18 protein-coding genes are annotated in these 16215 nt (G+C 62.3%); 10 read left to right on the top strand and 8 right to left on the bottom strand.

Going from position 1 to position 16215, the window contains the following annotated elements; translation table 11 throughout:
• Positions 1–3 precede the first annotated feature (3 nt).
• The 7 genes from NL123_RS22890 to NL123_RS22920 all read right to left on the bottom strand — a co-directional run bounded on the left by NL123_RS22890 (position 4) and on the right by NL123_RS22920 (position 6696).
• Positions 4–1320, bottom strand: a complete 1317-nt coding sequence (locus NL123_RS22890) for an MFS transporter (RefSeq protein WP_494356417.1) — start codon at positions 1318–1320, stop codon at positions 4–6.
• A 55-nt stretch (positions 1321–1375) separates the two neighbouring features.
• Positions 1376–2698, bottom strand: coding sequence for an MFS transporter (locus NL123_RS22895; protein ID WP_092247258.1), 1323 nt, complete (start codon positions 2696–2698; stop codon positions 1376–1378).
• Positions 2699–2771: 73 nt separating this feature from the next.
• Positions 2772–3650 (bottom strand): SMP-30/gluconolactonase/LRE family protein, encoded by an 879-nt coding sequence (locus NL123_RS22900; protein ID WP_248486930.1) that lies wholly within the window; start codon positions 3648–3650, stop codon positions 2772–2774.
• 64 nt (positions 3651–3714) lie between these two features.
• Positions 3715–4647, bottom strand: coding sequence for a 3,5-dioxohexanoate:acetyl-CoA acetone transferase (kce, locus tag NL123_RS22905; protein WP_494356418.1), 933 nt, complete (start codon positions 4645–4647; stop codon positions 3715–3717).
• A gap of 67 nt (positions 4648–4714) precedes the next feature.
• A complete protein-coding gene (locus tag NL123_RS22910) occupies positions 4715–5503 on the bottom strand; it encodes an SDR family oxidoreductase (protein ID WP_494356419.1) in 789 nt (262 codons plus the stop codon).
• Positions 5500–6222, bottom strand: a complete 723-nt coding sequence (locus NL123_RS22915) for a GntR family transcriptional regulator (RefSeq protein WP_058425125.1) — start codon at positions 6220–6222, stop codon at positions 5500–5502. Before NL123_RS22915 ends, NL123_RS22910 begins: the two co-directional genes overlap by 4 nt.
• Positions 6223–6432: 210 nt before the next feature.
• On the bottom strand, positions 6433–6696 hold the full coding sequence (locus NL123_RS22920) for a hypothetical protein (protein WP_494358361.1): 264 nt from the start codon (positions 6694–6696) through the stop codon (positions 6433–6435).
• Between the two features lie 75 nt (positions 6697–6771).
• Here NL123_RS22920 and NL123_RS22925 point away from each other — a divergent pair, with 75 nt between their 5' ends.
• Positions 6772–8076, top strand: a complete 1305-nt coding sequence (locus NL123_RS22925) for an MFS transporter (protein WP_248486922.1) — start codon at positions 6772–6774, stop codon at positions 8074–8076.
• Positions 8076–8834 (top strand): substrate-binding domain-containing protein, encoded by a 759-nt coding sequence (locus NL123_RS22930; protein ID WP_248486920.1) that lies wholly within the window; start codon positions 8076–8078, stop codon positions 8832–8834. The genes NL123_RS22925 and NL123_RS22930 overlap by 1 nt, the downstream gene beginning before the upstream one ends.
• Here NL123_RS22930 and NL123_RS22935 read toward each other — a convergent pair.
• Complete coding sequence (locus NL123_RS22935; RefSeq protein ID WP_494356420.1) at positions 8826–9728, bottom strand: LysR family transcriptional regulator; 903 nt, start codon at positions 9726–9728, stop codon at positions 8826–8828. The genes NL123_RS22930 and NL123_RS22935 overlap by 9 nt on opposite strands.
• Before the next feature lie 210 nt (positions 9729–9938).
• On the opposite strand from NL123_RS22935, the gene NL123_RS22940 reads away from it, so the two are divergent.
• The 8 genes from NL123_RS22940 to NL123_RS22975 all read left to right on the top strand — a co-directional run bounded on the left by NL123_RS22940 (position 9939) and on the right by NL123_RS22975 (position 16157).
• Positions 9939–10343 carry a ribbon-helix-helix domain-containing protein gene (locus tag NL123_RS22940; RefSeq protein WP_248486916.1) on the top strand — a complete coding sequence of 135 codons (405 nt, stop codon included), beginning with the start codon at positions 9939–9941 and terminating at the stop codon, positions 10341–10343.
• Positions 10340–10666, top strand: a complete 327-nt coding sequence (locus NL123_RS22945) for a type II toxin-antitoxin system RelE/ParE family toxin (RefSeq protein ID WP_494356421.1) — start codon at positions 10340–10342, stop codon at positions 10664–10666. Before NL123_RS22940 ends, NL123_RS22945 begins: the two co-directional genes overlap by 4 nt.
• Before the next feature lie 104 nt (positions 10667–10770).
• Positions 10771–11622 (top strand): STAS domain-containing protein, encoded by an 852-nt coding sequence (locus NL123_RS22950; RefSeq protein ID WP_248486914.1) that lies wholly within the window; start codon positions 10771–10773, stop codon positions 11620–11622.
• Between the two features lie 2 nt (positions 11623–11624).
• The gene (locus NL123_RS22955) at positions 11625–11987 is read left to right on the top strand and encodes an STAS domain-containing protein (protein ID WP_017254285.1); all 363 of its coding nucleotides are present in this window, start codon (positions 11625–11627) and stop codon (positions 11985–11987) included.
• On the top strand, positions 11984–12388 hold the full coding sequence (locus tag NL123_RS22960; RefSeq protein WP_248486912.1) for an ATP-binding protein: 405 nt from the start codon (positions 11984–11986) through the stop codon (positions 12386–12388). Before NL123_RS22955 ends, NL123_RS22960 begins: the two co-directional genes overlap by 4 nt.
• Positions 12379–13386 (top strand): ATP-binding protein, encoded by a 1008-nt coding sequence (locus NL123_RS22965; RefSeq protein ID WP_494356422.1) that lies wholly within the window; start codon positions 12379–12381, stop codon positions 13384–13386. The genes NL123_RS22960 and NL123_RS22965 overlap by 10 nt, the downstream gene beginning before the upstream one ends.
• Positions 13379–14242, top strand: coding sequence for a sensor histidine kinase (locus NL123_RS22970; protein WP_248486910.1), 864 nt, complete (start codon positions 13379–13381; stop codon positions 14240–14242). Before NL123_RS22965 ends, NL123_RS22970 begins: the two co-directional genes overlap by 8 nt.
• A complete protein-coding gene (locus NL123_RS22975) occupies positions 14232–16157 on the top strand; it encodes a response regulator (RefSeq protein WP_494356423.1) in 1926 nt (641 codons plus the stop codon). The genes NL123_RS22970 and NL123_RS22975 overlap by 11 nt, the downstream gene beginning before the upstream one ends.
• The last annotated feature ends 58 nt before the right edge of the window (positions 16158–16215 follow it).

The raw sequence follows: 16215 nt of genomic DNA on the forward strand, positions 1-16215 counted from the left end.
CGTCTACGTGTAGGACGCTTCGCTGGCCTGGGCGCCACGCTCAGGCTCGTGCCCCATGCGCAAGCGCAGGGCTGCCACGGCCGCCACCACCAGCACCAACGCAATGACTTTCAAACCATTCATTGCATTGCCGGTACTTTGCTCGATCACGCCCATCACCGACGGCCCGACAAACCCGCCCAACAGCCCGCAGGCGTTGACGAACCCGAGCCCGCCCGCCAGCGCAACACCCTTGAGACGCGAGGCCGGGTATAGAAAAATGATCGACTGCACCACAAAGAACATCACCGCCGACAGGCAAAAACCCAGCAGGCTGAACACCGGCCCCGACACCGAGGCAATACCCAGGCCCAACGCCATGGTCAGCAGGCCCGTGACCAGCAAGCGCCGGCAACGCCCGGGCGTGGTGGCGAAACGCGGAATCAGCAGCGCACCGAGTGCCGCCGCGATCCACGGCAACGAGGTCAGCAGGCCGACGTTCATGGTGCTCAGTTCACCGTACTTGCTGATGATGCTCGGCAGGAAAAAGATCACCGTGTAAATAGTGATCTGATGGCAGAAGTACACAAAGATCGCCAGCAGGATCTGCGGGGTCAGCCAGTTCTTCAGCGAGTGACCGCCCGCGCCAGCCCCCTCTTCGCTTTCCTGGGCAATGCGCTGTTCGATCCCGCGCGCTTCCTCGGCCGACAGCCACGGCGCCTTGCTCGGGCGGTCCGGCAGTTTGCGCCACACCACCCAGGCAAACGCCACGGCCGGCAAGCCTTCGAGCAGGAACATCCACTGCCAGCCGTGCCAGCCGAGCAGGCCGTCCATGCGCATCAAGGCCGCGCCCACCGGGCCGCCGATGATGTTGGCGAAGCACACGCCGAGCAGGAAGTAACCGGTGGCCCGCGCCCGTTGCTCACGGTTGAACCAGTAGGTCAGGTACAGCATGACGCCGGGAAACAGCCCCGCTTCGGCGATGCCCAGCAACAGGCGCAGCACGTAGAACGAGGTTTCGCCCTGCACAAAGGCCATGGCCGCCGAGATCAGGCCCCAGGTCACCATGATGCGCGCGATCCAGAAGCGCGCGCCGACCTTGTGCATGATCAGGTTGCTGGGGATTTCCGACAGCGCATACGTCAGGAAAAACAGCCCCGCACCCAGCCCGTAGGCGGCAGCGGAAATGCCCAGGTCGACGTCCAGGTGATGCTTGGCCAGGGCGATGTTGGTACGGTCCAGGAAGCTCAGGATGTAGGCGATGATCAGCAAGGGCATCAGCTTGACGAACATCAGTTTGTTCAACGCCTGCGGCGTGCGGGCGGCGGTGGCGGTAGTCATCGGCAGTTCCTCTTGGCGCCCCGCCAGCCAGGCTGGGGGGCGCATCGGTGTTGTTCTAGGAGTCGAGTTGCAGGGCCAACGCCTGGGGGCGATGGGAAAACAGTTGCAGCAGCGCGCCGCCGAGGGCACAGCCGGCCATCACGAAGAAACACACGGTGTAGCCATGCAGTGTGGTCCAGCCGCCGCCCATGGCGATCAGACTGCCCATCAGCACCGGCGCCAGGCCGCCGCCGATAAACATCGCGGTGGTGATGATGCCGTTGGCGGTGGACGTCGCCGACGGCTCGGCCGAGTCGCAGGCCACCGCGTAGTAGATCGGCCACACCGCGTTGGCCACCAGGCCGAACAGCAGTTGCACGACGATGATCAGGGTCAGGGTGTTGGCGAAGTAGAACGCGCCGACACTCGCCGCCATCCACACCCCGCAGATGATCAGGGTGGTGCGCCGGCCGATGATGTCCGACAGCGACGGCCACACCAGTTGCCCGAGAATGCCGGTGAGGGTGAACACCACGCTCATCCCCGCCGACTCGGCCAGGGACAATCCGGCGATGTTGTAGAGGTAGGCCGGCAGCACGATGTTCACGCCCATGTACACCACTTGGGTGAGCATCGTATTGCCCGCCGTGAGGGCGATATTGCGGTTGCGCAAGGTGGCGACGAAGGTACGCCAGGCCTCGCCCTTCACCGAACTGGCTGGGGCGTTGTCCGGCGGCGTCATGCCCTTGGCGGCGATGTCGACGTACAACGCGGTGATGCGCTCGGCGGTGGAATAACGCGCCCAGAAGATCATCAGCGGCAACGCCACCACGAAGGCGAAGAAGAACACGTAGCGCCAGTTGTCCTCGCCAAACACGGTGATGACAAAACTCGCGACGATACCGCTGAGCATCGCGCCAATCGGATAGCCCGTGTGGTGCGCGCCCAGGGCAAAGCCGCGTCGCTCCACCGGCCACCATTCGGCGGTGTTGCTCACCCCCACCGGCTCACCCCAACCGGCGCCGAGGTTGACCCCAACGCGCAGGGCAATGAAGGTGGCGAGGTTGCCGCTCAGGGCCTTGAAGCCGGACAGAAACGAAATCGCCGTGTAGCCCAGCACCAACGGCACCTGGAAGCGCGCACGTTTCCAGCCGCCGCCGTAGCGGTCGCTCCACATGGAGCCGGGGATATCCAGCAACGCCAGGGCCAGCATGACCACCGTGGCCACGGTGCCCCATTGGTCGGCGGATAAATCGAAATGCTTGGAGATGGTCGGCCCCAGGCGCAACACGATCTCACGGTCGTAGGCGTTGAGGATCCAGATCATCCAACAGACCAGCAGCGACACCCAGGAATGCCGGTGAATGCTGCGCAGCGACGCTTTTTTGATAGTTGCCATGGGCCTCTCCAGGCGCGCGAGGGCGCGCACTGACACAAGGTTGCGAAGGAATATGCCTTGTCACACACACGCGCTAGCTGGCGAACCGTTGCTCGGCTATTCCTTGCACGCCCAACCCGGTAATGGCGAACAGCGCTCCGCGCTGCTGGCCGTCTGCCGGAAAACGCGGCAGCGGCGGCTTGGCCATGGAGGTCACAAACAGGGTGTCCAGATTCGGCCCGCCAAAGGTCAGGCTGGTGACCTTTTTCACTGGCATCTGAATGATGCGGTCGACCTGTCCATCGGGGGTGTAGCGCACCAGTTTCCCGGCATAGACCAGCGCCTGCCACAAACAGCCCTCGGCATCCACGGTGCAGCCATCGGCAGCGCCACCGCCCGAGGTGTCGACCTTGGCGAGGGTGCGGCGATTGCGCACATTGCCGGTGGCCAGGTCATAGTCGTAGGCCCAGATCTCGCCAGACCAGGTGTCGCAAAAGTAGAAGGTCTCGCCCGACGGACTCCAGCACGGGCCGTTGGACACGATGATGCCTTCGTCCAGGGTGTGCAGGCTCAGGTCGGCGTCCAGGCGGTAAAGCCTGGCGCTGGCGCTGTCTTCCTGGGTGTCCATGGAGCCGAAGATAAAGCGGCCCTGGCGGTCGACCTTGCCGTCGTTGAGGCGGTTATCCGGCAGGTGCGGTTCCGGGTCGATGACCAGGTTGAGCCCGCCGCTTTTGAGGTCGAGGGTGTGCACGCCGTTTTGCAGGGCGACAATCGCCGACTCACCGTTATGGCGCAGGGCCATGGAGCCGATTTTCTGGCCGACCTCCCAGGCGCGCAGTTCGCGGCCATCGTCGGTGCAGCGCAGGATGCGGCCGTCGGCGCTGTCGATCCAGTACAGCCGTTGTTGCTCGACGTCCCACACGGGGCCTTCGCCCAGGGTGGTCTTGACGTCGACAAGCACTTCGATACGCATGGTGTGATCCCCTTATTGTTGTTGTGCGGGATGCAGGCCGCGCCGTGACGCGGCGGTTTTCGGATTAAAAATTGACCTGGTCGCGCCCTTTGAGCCCAAGGATTTCCCGCGCTTCATCGGGCGTTGCGACCCGATGGCCGAGGGCCTCGATCACCGTGCGGATACGTCGCACTTGGTCGGCGTTGGACGCGGCCAATTTGCCCGGGCCGTCCCACAGCGAATCCTCCAGGCCAACACGCGCATTGCTGCCCATGGACAGGCCCATGGTCGCCAGTGGAATCTGCCCACGCCCGGCGCCGAGGATCGACCACACATAGTCGTCGCCAAACAGGCGGTCGGCGGTACGCCGCATGTGGGCCAGGTCTTCGGGGTGCCCACCGATACCGCCACGCAAACCGAACACCGACTGGATAAACAACGGCGGCTTGAGCAGGCCGCGCTCCAGGAAATGCGCGGCGGTGTACAGGTGGCCGATGTCGTAGCACTCGATCTCGAAACGGGTGCGGTTCTCGGCACAGGAATTGAGGATGTGGGTGATGTCACGGAAGGTGTTGCGGAAGATCCGATCGTCACTCTCTTCCAGGTACGGCCGCTCCCAGTCGTGCTTGAACTCGGTAAAGCGGTTGAGCATTTCGTACAAGCCGAAGTTCATCGAGCCCATGTTCAGCGAGGCCAGTTCCGGCTTGAACTGCATCACCGGTTGCAGGCGCTCTTCCACGCCCATGGTCGGCGCGCCGCCGGTGGTGATGTTGATCACCACGTCGCTGGCGGCCTTGATCTGCGGCAGGAATTCGGCGAACAGCGCCGGGTCCTGGCTTGGGCGGCCGTCGTTGGGATCGCGGGCATGCAGATGAACAATCGCGGCGCCGGCTGCGGCGGCACCGATGGCGGCGTCGGCAATTTCCTGCGCGGTGATCGGTAGATGCGGCGACATCGACGGTGTATGAATCGCACCGGTGACGGCGCAGGTGATGATGACAGGACGATTTTTGGACATGACGAATCTCCGACTTTTATTCTTATGAAAAAAATCCTGGGTGCTGCGCGATGTGTTCTTCCGTGGCTTACAGGTACTCGACGTTACCGTCGACGCTGATCGCCTGGCCGGTCACGTTGCGTGCGGCGGGCGAACAGAGGAACAACGCCACGGCGGCCACGTCTTCGGCGGTGACCATGCGTTTGAGGGAAATTTTGTTGAGGTATTCCTGGCGCATCTCGGCTTCCGGCACGCCGACCTGTTCGGCACGGGCGCGGATCACGCCGTCCATGCGCGGGCCTTCGACGATGCCGGGCAGCAAGGCGTTGACGCGGATATCACTCTCGCCCAGCTCCGAGGCCAGGGATTTCATCAGGCCGACAATCGCCCATTTGGTCGCCGCATACGGCGTGCGCCACGCGTAGCCCAAGCGCCCCGCTACCGAGGCGATATGCAGCAGGTGGCCGTGGGACGATTGCTTGAGCATCGGCACCGCGTGGTGGGCAAAGCGGTATTGCGCGGTGAGATTGATGTTGATAGTGGCTTGCCACTCGGCGTCGCTGATCGCATCGATACCGCCGGTAGGCCCGGCGATTCCGGCGTTGTTGACCAGCACATCGAGGCCGCCGAAATGCTCGCGCTGCACCGTGAACACCGCTTCGATCTGCGCGGCATCGCTGACGTCGGCGCGGGTGGCGACGGTGCCGGGGTACTTGTCGCGAAACGCGGCCAGGGCTGGCTCGCTCACGTCACACACATGCACCTGGGCACCGGCTTCCAGGTACGCCGCCGCCAGCACTTCACCAATGCCGGCAGCCCCGCCGGAAATCAACACACGTAACCCAGGATAGGGCTGCAGCCGCTGTAGGACACTCATGCACGTTTACCTCCTGAAGCAGACGACCGCGAACGGTCGTTCTTGACGAGCAGACGCGCCAGGGAGTCGGCGGCCTGCATGATGTCATCGGTCACCGCTGCACGGGCGCCGGCGCCATCGCGGGCAGCCAGCGCCTCGACAATGCGCGTGTGCGCCTCCATCGAGCGTTGCAGGTGAGCTTTATCCGGGGCGACCAGCGCAAAGCACGGGCCCATGTGCAGCCAGAAGTTTTCCACGGCGGCCATGGTCAGCTCGGCCTGGGCCACGGCGTAGATGCGCCGGTGGAATGCAAAGTTGGTCCACAGGTAGCGCGACACGTCGACTTCGTCGGCGGCGTGTTGCATTTGCTGGCACAGGTCGGTGATTTCGTCGAGGTCAGCCTTTTGCAGGCGCAGCACGGCTTTTTCCGCCAGCAGCCCTTCGAGGGCGACCCGTGCATCACGAATTTCACGCAGGCGTTCGACCGTCATCAGGCGTACACGCAGACGGGAGGTCTCGGTGACTTCAAAGGCGTTTTCGGCGCTGAGGCGTTGCAGGGCTTCGCGCACCGGCATCGGGCTGGAACCAAGGGCTTCGGCAAGGCCGCGGATGGTGAGTTTCTGGCCAGGCTGGAAACGGCCACTCATCAACGCTTCGCGGATCTGGCGGTAGACCTGGTCTTGCAAGGTATCGCGGGACACCTGGCGCAGGGTGGGCAGGAGGAGCGGACCATCGGTCATGAGGCAAAACCTGTGTTGTCGTTCTTATGGCCTCAATATGTGATCACAAATCAAATATGTCAAATATTTTCCTGATTTTTGGAGGTGCGCATACAACTGTGGGAGTGGGCTTGCCCGCGATGGCGGTGTGTCAGTCCACGCATCGGTCAACTGTCACACCGCCATCGCGGGCAAGCCCACTCCCACATTTGGACCGCGTTTAGCCTGATATTACGGTTTCAGCGGACGCTCCTGGTCGCGCTCTGAAAGCTCGGTGCCATCATCGGGATGTTTCCAGGTCTGCGGTTTTTCTTCCTCATGCCGCCGGGGCTGCTCACGTTCCGGCTCGTCCCGCCGTTTCTGTTGATCAGTCATTGCCACCTCCCATCCGTAAGAATTGGTCACATCTTCAGCATAGACAGCGAACGCATTTCCGACCGCATTACCAATTGATAGCAAAAACACATCAATCCATCCAAATTTGTCACTTTTCATTTCTAAATGTGTCAGCCACTATGCTAGGTCTTAAGCGAAACAAGCACTTTAAAAGAACGCTGGAGACATAAAACCATGACTAGCTCTACCCGTCCCGATTCTGCCCCCTCGAAAGTGGGTGCGGTATTCCGCGTTACTTCGGGCAACTTCCTCGAACAGTTCGACTTCTTCCTGTTCGGTTTCTATGCCACCTACATCGCTGCCGCGTTCTTCCCTGCCGCTAATGAATTTGCGTCATTAATGATGACCTTCGCCGTGTTCGGCGCAGGCTTCCTGATGCGTCCGTTGGGCGCGATCATTCTGGGTGCCTATATCGATGACGTCGGGCGCCGCAAAGGGCTGATCGTGACCTTGTCGATCATGGCCAGCGGCACGCTGCTGATCGTGCTGGTGCCCGGCTATCACACCATCGGCCTGTGGGCACCGCTGCTGGTGCTGCTCGGTCGTTTACTGCAAGGCTTCTCGGCTGGTGCGGAACTGGGCGGCGTATCGGTGTACCTGTCTGAAATGGCCACCCCAGGCCGCAAAGGCTTCTACACCAGCTGGCAATCGGGTAGCCAACAGATCTCCATCGTGGTCGCCGCTGCGCTGGGTTATGGCCTGAATGTGTGGATGGAACCCTCGGTGGTTGCCGACTGGGGCTGGCGCATTCCGTTCGCCATCGGCTGCGTGATCATCCCGTTCATCTTCGTGCTGCGCCGCAACCTGCAGGAAACCGAAGAATTCGCCAACCGCAAACATCGCCCGACCATGCGTGAAGTGATGGCGACCCTGGTGAAAAACTGGACCGTGGTCATCGGCGGCATGCTGATGGTGGCCATGACCACTACCGCGTTCTACCTGATCACCGTGTACGCGCCGACTTTCGGCAAGACCGTGCTGCAACTGAGCACGTCCGATGCGCTGCTGGTGACCCTGCTGGTGGCGGTGTCGAACTTTGTCTGGCTGCCGATCGGCGGTACGTTGAGCGATCGTTTCGGCCGCAAGCCAGTGCTGATCGCCATGACCGCGATGACCGTTCTCACGGCCTACCCAGCACTGTCCTACGTGGTGAACGCACCGAGCTTCGCCCACATGCTGGAAACCCTGCTGTGGTTCTCGTTCCTCTACGGTATGTACAACGGCGCCATGATCCCGGCACTCACCGAAATCATGCCGGTGGAAGTGCGCGTGGCGGGCTTCTCCCTGGCCTATAGCCTGGCGACCGCGATCTTCGGCGGTTTCACCCCGGCGATCTCCACCTGGTTCATTCACATCACCGAAGACAAGGCCTCGCCGGCCTACTGGATGATGTTCGCCGCCCTGTGCGCGCTGTGCTCGACCCTGGCGCTGTACCGTCGCGCCAATACCCGTGGCCAGGTGATGCAGGGGGCCGCGTGATGAAGCCGCTGTTCAAGACCCTGGCGGCCCTGGCCCTCGGCGCCCTGGCGCTGTCGGCCCAGGCCGAACAGCTCAAGGTGATGACGTCGGGTGGCTTCACTGCCGCTTATAAGTTGCTCGGCCCGCAATACGCCAAGCACAGCGGCGATACCCTGGACACTATCCTTGGCCCGTCGATGGGCAAGGCGCCGGAAGCGATTCCCAACCGCCTGGCCCGAGGCGAACACGCCGACGTGGTGATCATGGTCGGCTACGCTCTGGACGACTTGATCAAGCAGGGCAAGGTCGACCCGGCCTCCCGCGTGGAGCTGGCAGACTCGCGCATCGGCCTGGTGGTGAAGGCCGGCGCCGTCAAACCGGCCATCGGCACCGATGCCGAATTGAAAGCCGCCCTGAGCAAGGCCAAATCGGTGGCCTATTCGGACAGCGCCAGCGGTGTGTATGTCGAGAAAGAGCTGTTCAAGAAGCTCGGCATGCCCGCCAAAGGCACCATGATCGAACGCCTGCCGGTGGCCGAGCAGGTGGCCAAGGGTGACTACGAAGTGGGCTTGCAGCAGGTCGCGGAATTGTTGCCGGTGCCCGGTGTGACCTACGTCGGCAAGATCCCGGAAGACGTGCAATCGGTGACACGCTTTGCGGCGGGCATACCGGTCAACGCCGAACATCCGGAGCAGGCCAAGGCGTTGTTGCAATTCCTGGCCTCGCCCGAGGTGCAACCGGTGGTGCAATCCACCGGGCTGGATTCGGTGTCACGCTGACCGGAACGGCATCTCCCGCACCAACCGCTCCAACTCCAGCGCCGCTGGCGGCAAAGTCCGCCCGCGGCGTTTTATCAAGCCCACGTTGCGCATCACCTGCGGCTCCACCAGCGGCACGCTCACCAGAATCGGATGCTCGACCGCCGGCATCGCAATCGACGGCACCATCGCCACCCCCAGCCCCGCCTCCACCAGCCCGATCATGGTGGTCACGTGATGCGTTTCGCAGATACTCGGCTTTTTCACCCGCACGCCGCGCAAGGCCTGGTCAAGCAGGGAGCGGTTGCCGGAGGTTTTGTCGAGCGTGATGTAATCATGCTCAAAGGCTTCGGCCCAGGCCACGCTGTCGCGCTGGGCCAGCGGGTGGTCACGACGACAGGCCAGCACGTAGCGCTCCTGCAGCAACAGCTCGAACTCCACCTCATCGGCCAGGCTGCCGCTGAAACTCACGCCGAAATCCGCCTCGCCACTCTCCACCGCATTGCACACTTCGCCGGCACTGGCATCCAGTACGCACAGGCGAATCTTCGGGTACAGCTTGTGGAACTCGGAGATCACGTGGGGCATGAAGTAGTAGGCGGTGGACGGCACACAGGCGATGGTGACATTGCCCATGCGCGTGGACGCGACGTTGCTGATGCCCATCAGCGCCACGTCGAGGTCATCGAGCATGCGCTCCACCTGCGGCAGGAAGGCGCGGCCGACCATGGTCAGGCTGACGCGCCGGGTGGTGCGTTCGAACAGTTTTACATCGAGGGCGGTTTCGAGCTTTTCGATGCGTCGGCTGAGGGCCGGTTGCGAGATGCGGATGGCCTCGGCGGCGCCACGGAAACTGCCCTTGTCTACCACAGCGCGGAAGGCCTGGAGGTCGTTGAGGTCGAAGTTGATGATCACGGGAGTGAGGCCAGAGTGGTCGAGGGGGTGGGCATTATCGTATGGGAGCGGGTGGGGCGCCATGTGTGCCAGGACCGGTTTGCCGTAATAACCCTGCTACAAATATGAAGTCATACATATCAGCGGGTTATTGGCTGCCCGCGACCACGCAATCGTTGAAATGGGTCAATACTTGCGGCCTGACCTACACAACGGGAGATGGACTCACTCATGGAAACCTATCACTTCTGGATGGACGACGAGACGCCGGATATCGGCTTTGACCAGATGCTCCTTGCATCACGCCAATGGTCAAGTAGGATTGAATCCTACTCACCCCTGGCGGACGTCCAAATGCGCTCAACCCAGCAAATGAGCATTACCTTGCCCATCGAAATGGCTGCCTTGGTCAAGGCCAAGGTCGCTGCCGGTGAATACGCCACCGAAAGCGAAGTGATCCGCGACGGCCTGCGGGCCTTGCTGGCACGGGATCGCGCCATGGATGACTGGCTGCGCGACCAGGTTATCCCCGCCGCCGTGGCGCTCGATGCCAACCCCGGCCGGGCGTTATCGGCCGAGCAGGTTCGTGAGCACCTGGCCACCAAACGCCAGCGCAAAGGCCACGATAGAACGTGAAGTATTCAGTGACCTTTTCGCCCGAGGCACTGACCCAACTTGACGCCCTTGAAGACTACATCAGCGATACCGGCTCGCCGCTGGTCGCCGCACGCTTCGTCGACAACCTCGTGACCTGCTGCGAAAACCTGACCATGTTTCCTTTACGTGGCACCCGCCGGGACGACGTGCTGCCTGGCCTACGCATTACGCATTATCGGCATTCCACCGTCATCGCATTCAGGGTGGATGCACGTGCGCGGAGGGTGTCGATTCTGGGAATTTTCTACGGCGGCCAGGATTACGCCGTGCTGTCACAGCAAGAGGGGTCCACCGCCGATTAATGTCGCAGTGCCACTAATGAACGATTCCACCGGAAACAATTCTAAACAGTTCGTTTTAGTATAAATTGCGCGATTCCCATCGATGGCATTCAAGGAGGTTCCCCGTGGCAACTCTGCAAACGAACACAATCCAGGCCCTGCAGGACAATCGCAGCGCCCTCCTTGCTGAATGGAATGCCAGCCTCGATACCTCAGGGGCGACGCGCAACATCAAAGGCGATGACGTCAAACAGCAAACCCAGGAGTTCCTGAACCTGCTGACGACAGCCCTGCAACAAGGCAACTCGCAGAACACCGACCATGACAACTGGGCAGAAACCCGCGTATTCCTGGAAAAGTTGTCCCACAGTCGCGCCCTCGTCGGCCAGGACTCGCAACAGACCGCCAGCTTTATCTTCGCCCTCAAAGGCCCGCTGTTCGTCCTGCTGCAGCGAGAATACGCCGACCAACCGGCACAACTGGCCGAACAACTGCTGAAGATCTCCGAACTGCTCGATGCCCTGGGCATGCACACCATCCGCACCTTCCAGAAATCCCGGGAGTCGGTGATCAAGCGTCAGCAGGAAGAGTTGCTGGAGCTGTCCACCCCGGTGGTCAAGCTGTGGGACGGCGTCCTGGCCCTGCCGATGATCGGTACCCTGGATTCGCAACGCACCCAGGTGGTGATGGAGTCGCTGCTGCAACGCATCGTCGACACCGGCGCGGAAATCGCGATCATCGACATTACCGGCGTGCCAACCGTCGACACCCTGGTGGCCCAACACCTGCTGAAAACCGTCACGGCCATCCGCCTCATGGGCGCCGATTGCATCATCAGCGGCGTACGCCCGCAAATCGCGCAGACCATCGTGCACCTGGGCCTTGACCTGCAAGGCGTGGTGACCAAGGCCAACCTGGCCGACGCGCTGGCACTCTCCCTCAAACGCCTGGGCGTCACCGTCACCAAGGCCGTTTAAGCATGGAACGCATCCCTATTTTGCAGATGGGCGAGTTCTTGCTCGTGACCATCCAGGTGGACATGCACGACCAACTCGCGCTGACCTTGCAGGACGACTTGTCCGAGCGCATCAGCCGTACCTCCGCCCGCGGTGTGCTAATCGATATTTCGGCGCTGGACATGGTCGACTCGTTCATCGGACGCATGATCGGCACCATCTCCGGCCTGTCACGCATCATGGACGCCCAGACGGTCTTGGTCGGCATGCAACCCGCCGTAGCCATTACGCTGGTGGAACTGGGCATGACCCTGCCTGGCGTGGCGACGGCGTTGAATGTCGAGCGCGGCATGAAACTGCTGCGTGACCGGGTAGAACACTCATGACCCAAGCCAGCAATGGCACCCACCCGGTGCTGATCGAACAGGACGTCGTGCTGGCTCGACAACTCGTACGCAAACTGGCCCAGGACTGCGGCATGCGCCTGATCGACCTGACCAAGCTGGTCACGGCGGTCAGCGAGCTGGCGCGCAACACGGTGGTCTATGGCAAGGGCGGCTACATGGATTGGGCGGTGGTGGAAAAAGACCATCGACCCGGCGTGCGCCTGACCTTTCGTGATGAAGGGCCGGGCATTCCCGATCTCAAGCTGGCAATGACCGACGGCTGGACCTCCGGCAGCGGCCTGGGCCTGGGGCTTACCGGAGCCAAGCGCCTGGTGGATGAATTTGAACTGGAGACCGCGCCAGGCCAGGGCACCCGCGTGACGATCACCCGATGGGCCTGAACATCCCCAGCGCCCTGACGCATGTACTGCTGATTGAGGACACCAGCCAGATCGGTCATGCCCGTCGCACGGCGCAGCAGCTCGCCGAGCAGTTGGGCTTCGACGACACCGATGCCGGGCGCGTGGCCCTGGTGGCCACTGAACTGGCCAGCAATATCCTCAAGCATGCCGAGCACGGCCAACTGCACCTGCGCACCACCGGCAATGGTGGCCTCGAACTGGTCGCCATCGACCGTGGCCACGGCTTCGACCTGAACAGCTGCCTGGTGGACGGCTACTCCACCGGAGGTACCCAAGGCATTGGCCTGGGCGCAATTTCGCGCCTGGCCCAGGTATTCGATGCCTACGCCGATCAACGCGGCACGGCGATCCTGGCCAGGCTGTATCCGCGCGGTTCGGTTGCAAAAGACATTCGCTACGGGGTCAGCCAGCACTCACTGCATGACGACCCGCACTGCGGGGATGCCTGGCACCTGGCAATCGAACCCGGTCGTTTCAGTGTGATGGTGGCCGATGGACTCGGCCATGGAGAATATGCCGAGCACGCCGCGCGGGCAGGAGAAGTGGTATTTGCCCAGGATGCCTTCCTGGATTCGACGGTGCTGATGAACGATCTGCACATTGCCATGAACGGCACTCGCGGCGGCGCCCTTGCCGTGGCGCAGTACGATGCCGAGGCCGATCACCTGAGGTTTACCGGCGTGGGCAATATTGGCGCCAGCCTGATCGGGCCTGGCAAGTCCCGGGGACTGGCTTCGCACCCTGGGATCGTCGGCGTGCAGTTTCGCAAGGCGCATGCCTTCGACTACGCTCAAGTCGGCGGCCAGTTGCTGATCCTGTACAGCGACGGCCTGCAATCACGCTGGAACCTTTCGGACTACCCCGGGCTCGTCCACCGCCACCCTGCCCTGATCGCCGCCGTCCTGCACCGTGACTTCTGTCGCGGCCGGGATGACGTCACGGTCTTCGTGATTGCCCTGGAGGCCATTGATGGCTGACACCCCTGCCGCGCTCGCCGCTGAAATCGAACGCCTTCGCCTGGAGGCGGACGCCTTGCGTGCCGAGTTGGACGAAACCAACCAAGGCGTGCTCGCGCTGTATGCCGAACTGGACACCCAGGCCGATCAACTGCGCCAGGCATCGGACCTCAAAAGCCGCTTCCTGTCCTACATGAGCCATGAGTTCCGCACACCGCTGGGCTCGATCCTGAGCATCACCAGCCTGCTGGCCGATGAGCTGGATGGCCCGTTGAGCGAGGAACAGCACACCCAGGTCGGCTTCATTCGCAACTCGGCCCGCGAACTGCGCGAGATGGTCGATGACCTGTTGGACCTGGCCAAGATCGAGGCCGGGCGTATCAGCATTTCCCCGGCCTGGTTCGACATGTTCGACCTGTTCTCGGCATTGCGCGGCATGTTCCGGCCGATTGTCGATGCGTCCTCGGTGGACCTGATCTTCGAAGAGCCGTCCGGCTTGCCCAAGCTCTACACCGATGACAAGAAACTGGCGCAGATCCTGCGCAACTTTATCTCCAACGCGCTGAAGTTCACCACGCAGGGCGAAGTGCGGGTGTCGGCGCGCATGGAGAATGAACACGAGATACGCTTTGCGGTGCAGGACACCGGCCTGGGTATACCAGCCGAATTGCACAGCAACCTGTTCGAAGACTTTTCCCAGATCGATTCGCCCTTGCAAAAACGTCTGCGCGGCACCGGCCTGGGGCTGTCCTTGTGCAAGCGTTTCGCCGAACTGCTCGGTGGCCGGGTGGGCGTGGAAAGCACACCTGGGGTGGGCTCGCTGTTTTTTGTGATCATTCCCTTTTCCATCGCCAGCGAGACCGTCGATGAAACGTGACATCCAGCTGCTGATCGTCGACGACAACGCCGCCACGCGCTACGCCCTGCGCCGACGTCTTGAGCGTCATCACTACCGGGTACTGGAAGCCGGCACGGGCCAGGAAGGACTCGACCTGATCGCAAGGGGCAAGATCGACGCACTGATCCTGGACGTCAACCTGCCCGACATGAGCGGCTTCGATATCGTGCGCGGTTTGCGCGCCAACCCGGCCACGGCGTTGCTGCCGGTGGTGCACGTTTCGGCGGCGTCCATCGAGACCGGCGACATCATCACCGGCCTGGACGCAGGTGCCGATGCCTACCTGATCCACCCGGTAGACCCCGAGGTCCTGCTGGCGACCTTGCGCACCTTGCTGCGGGTACGCGACACCGAATACGCCCTGCGCGAAAGCGAGGCGCGCTTTCGGGAAATCTTCTTCAATATCAGCGCACCGATTGCGGTGATGGACGCGCAGTTGAAGGTTCACGAGTGCAACCACGCCTTCGCCCAACTGATCCACGACAACCTCAACCCGGACGCCCTGCTCGAATGCTTCGCCAGCGATCAATATAGCGTTATCCAGGAGCTGTGCTTGCGCCTCGCGGCAGGCGAGCGCTGGAAGGGCACGCTGCAGATGAAGGTCGATGGCCAACTGCGCGAAACCGAATGGCAGATTTCGCCCTATGACCGCGCCGAGCTGAGCCTGGTGTTTGTCGAGGACGTGACCGAACACCGCCATCGTGAACGTCACCAGCAGGCCGAACTGGCCAACGCCGCCACCCAGCTTGCACGTACGGAGGCGCAACTGCTCCAGGCCCAGAAAATGGATGCCCTGGGCAAGCTCACCGGCGGTATCGCCCACGACTTCAACAACCTGCTGACGGGCATCATCACCAGCCTGGAACTGATCAAGAAGCGCATCGAAAGCCAGCGCACCGACAAGGTCCTGGGTTATGCCGACGCGGCGCTCAGTTCAGCCCTTAGCGCCGCCGGCCTGACCAACCGCCTGCTCGCCTTCGCCCGCCAGCAGCCACTGGACACCCGGCCGACCGATATCAACGCACACATCCGCTCCCTGGAAGAACTGCTGGTGCGCACCATCGGCGAACACATTGCCCTGAAGCTGGAGTTGACCAGCAACCCCGCCGTGGCGCTGGTGGACCCGATCCAACTGGAAAGTGCGGTACTGAACCTGGTGATCAACGCGCGGGATGCACTGCCCCAGGGCGGGATTATCTGGGTGACGACTTACCCATCGTACTCCAACGGCCACCTCAAGCTGGAAGACGGCCCGTACGTTGCACTGTCGGTACGGGACAACGGTGTGGGCATCGAGCACAGCGTGATCGATAAGGTGTTCGACCCATTCTTCACCACCAAGCCCCTGGGCCAGGGCACCGGCCTGGGTCTGTCGACCATCTATGGCTTTGCCCGCCAGTCCGGCGGTGATGCGCAGATCCGCAGCGTCACCCGCCAGGGCACCGAGGTGACCCTCATGCTCCCCGCCGCCGACGGCCCTGCCACCCTTGCCACCAAGACCGTGGCAGTGCCAGGTAACAGCAAGGGTGAACATATACTGATCGTCGAAGACATGCCCTCGGTCCGCAGTTTTGTCGCCGAGGTCCTGATGGACGCCGGCTACCGCTGCAGCCTGGCCGCTGACGGTGACGAAGCAATCGCCATTCTGCAGGCCGACCCGAGCATCCATCTGCTGCTGACGGATGTCGGCCTGCCCTACATGACCGGTCGGGAGTTGGCCGACCACGCGCGCGCCCTGCATCCCAACCTGCCGATTCTGTTCATGACCGGCTACGCCGAGAATGCGGCCAACCGCCAGAACTTCCTGGGCGAACGCATGGACCTGCTCACCAAGCCCTTTCATATCGATGAGTTGCTGGAAAAAATCAGACAGGGCGTGGGGGAGCAGGACTAGGCACCAGTAAACGGGGCAACGGGTTTCCCACGCGTGAAGTTCAGCGACAAGCTTGGTA

The sequence above is a fragment of the Pseudomonas sp. FBCC-B1565 genome, assembly GCF_059133265.1.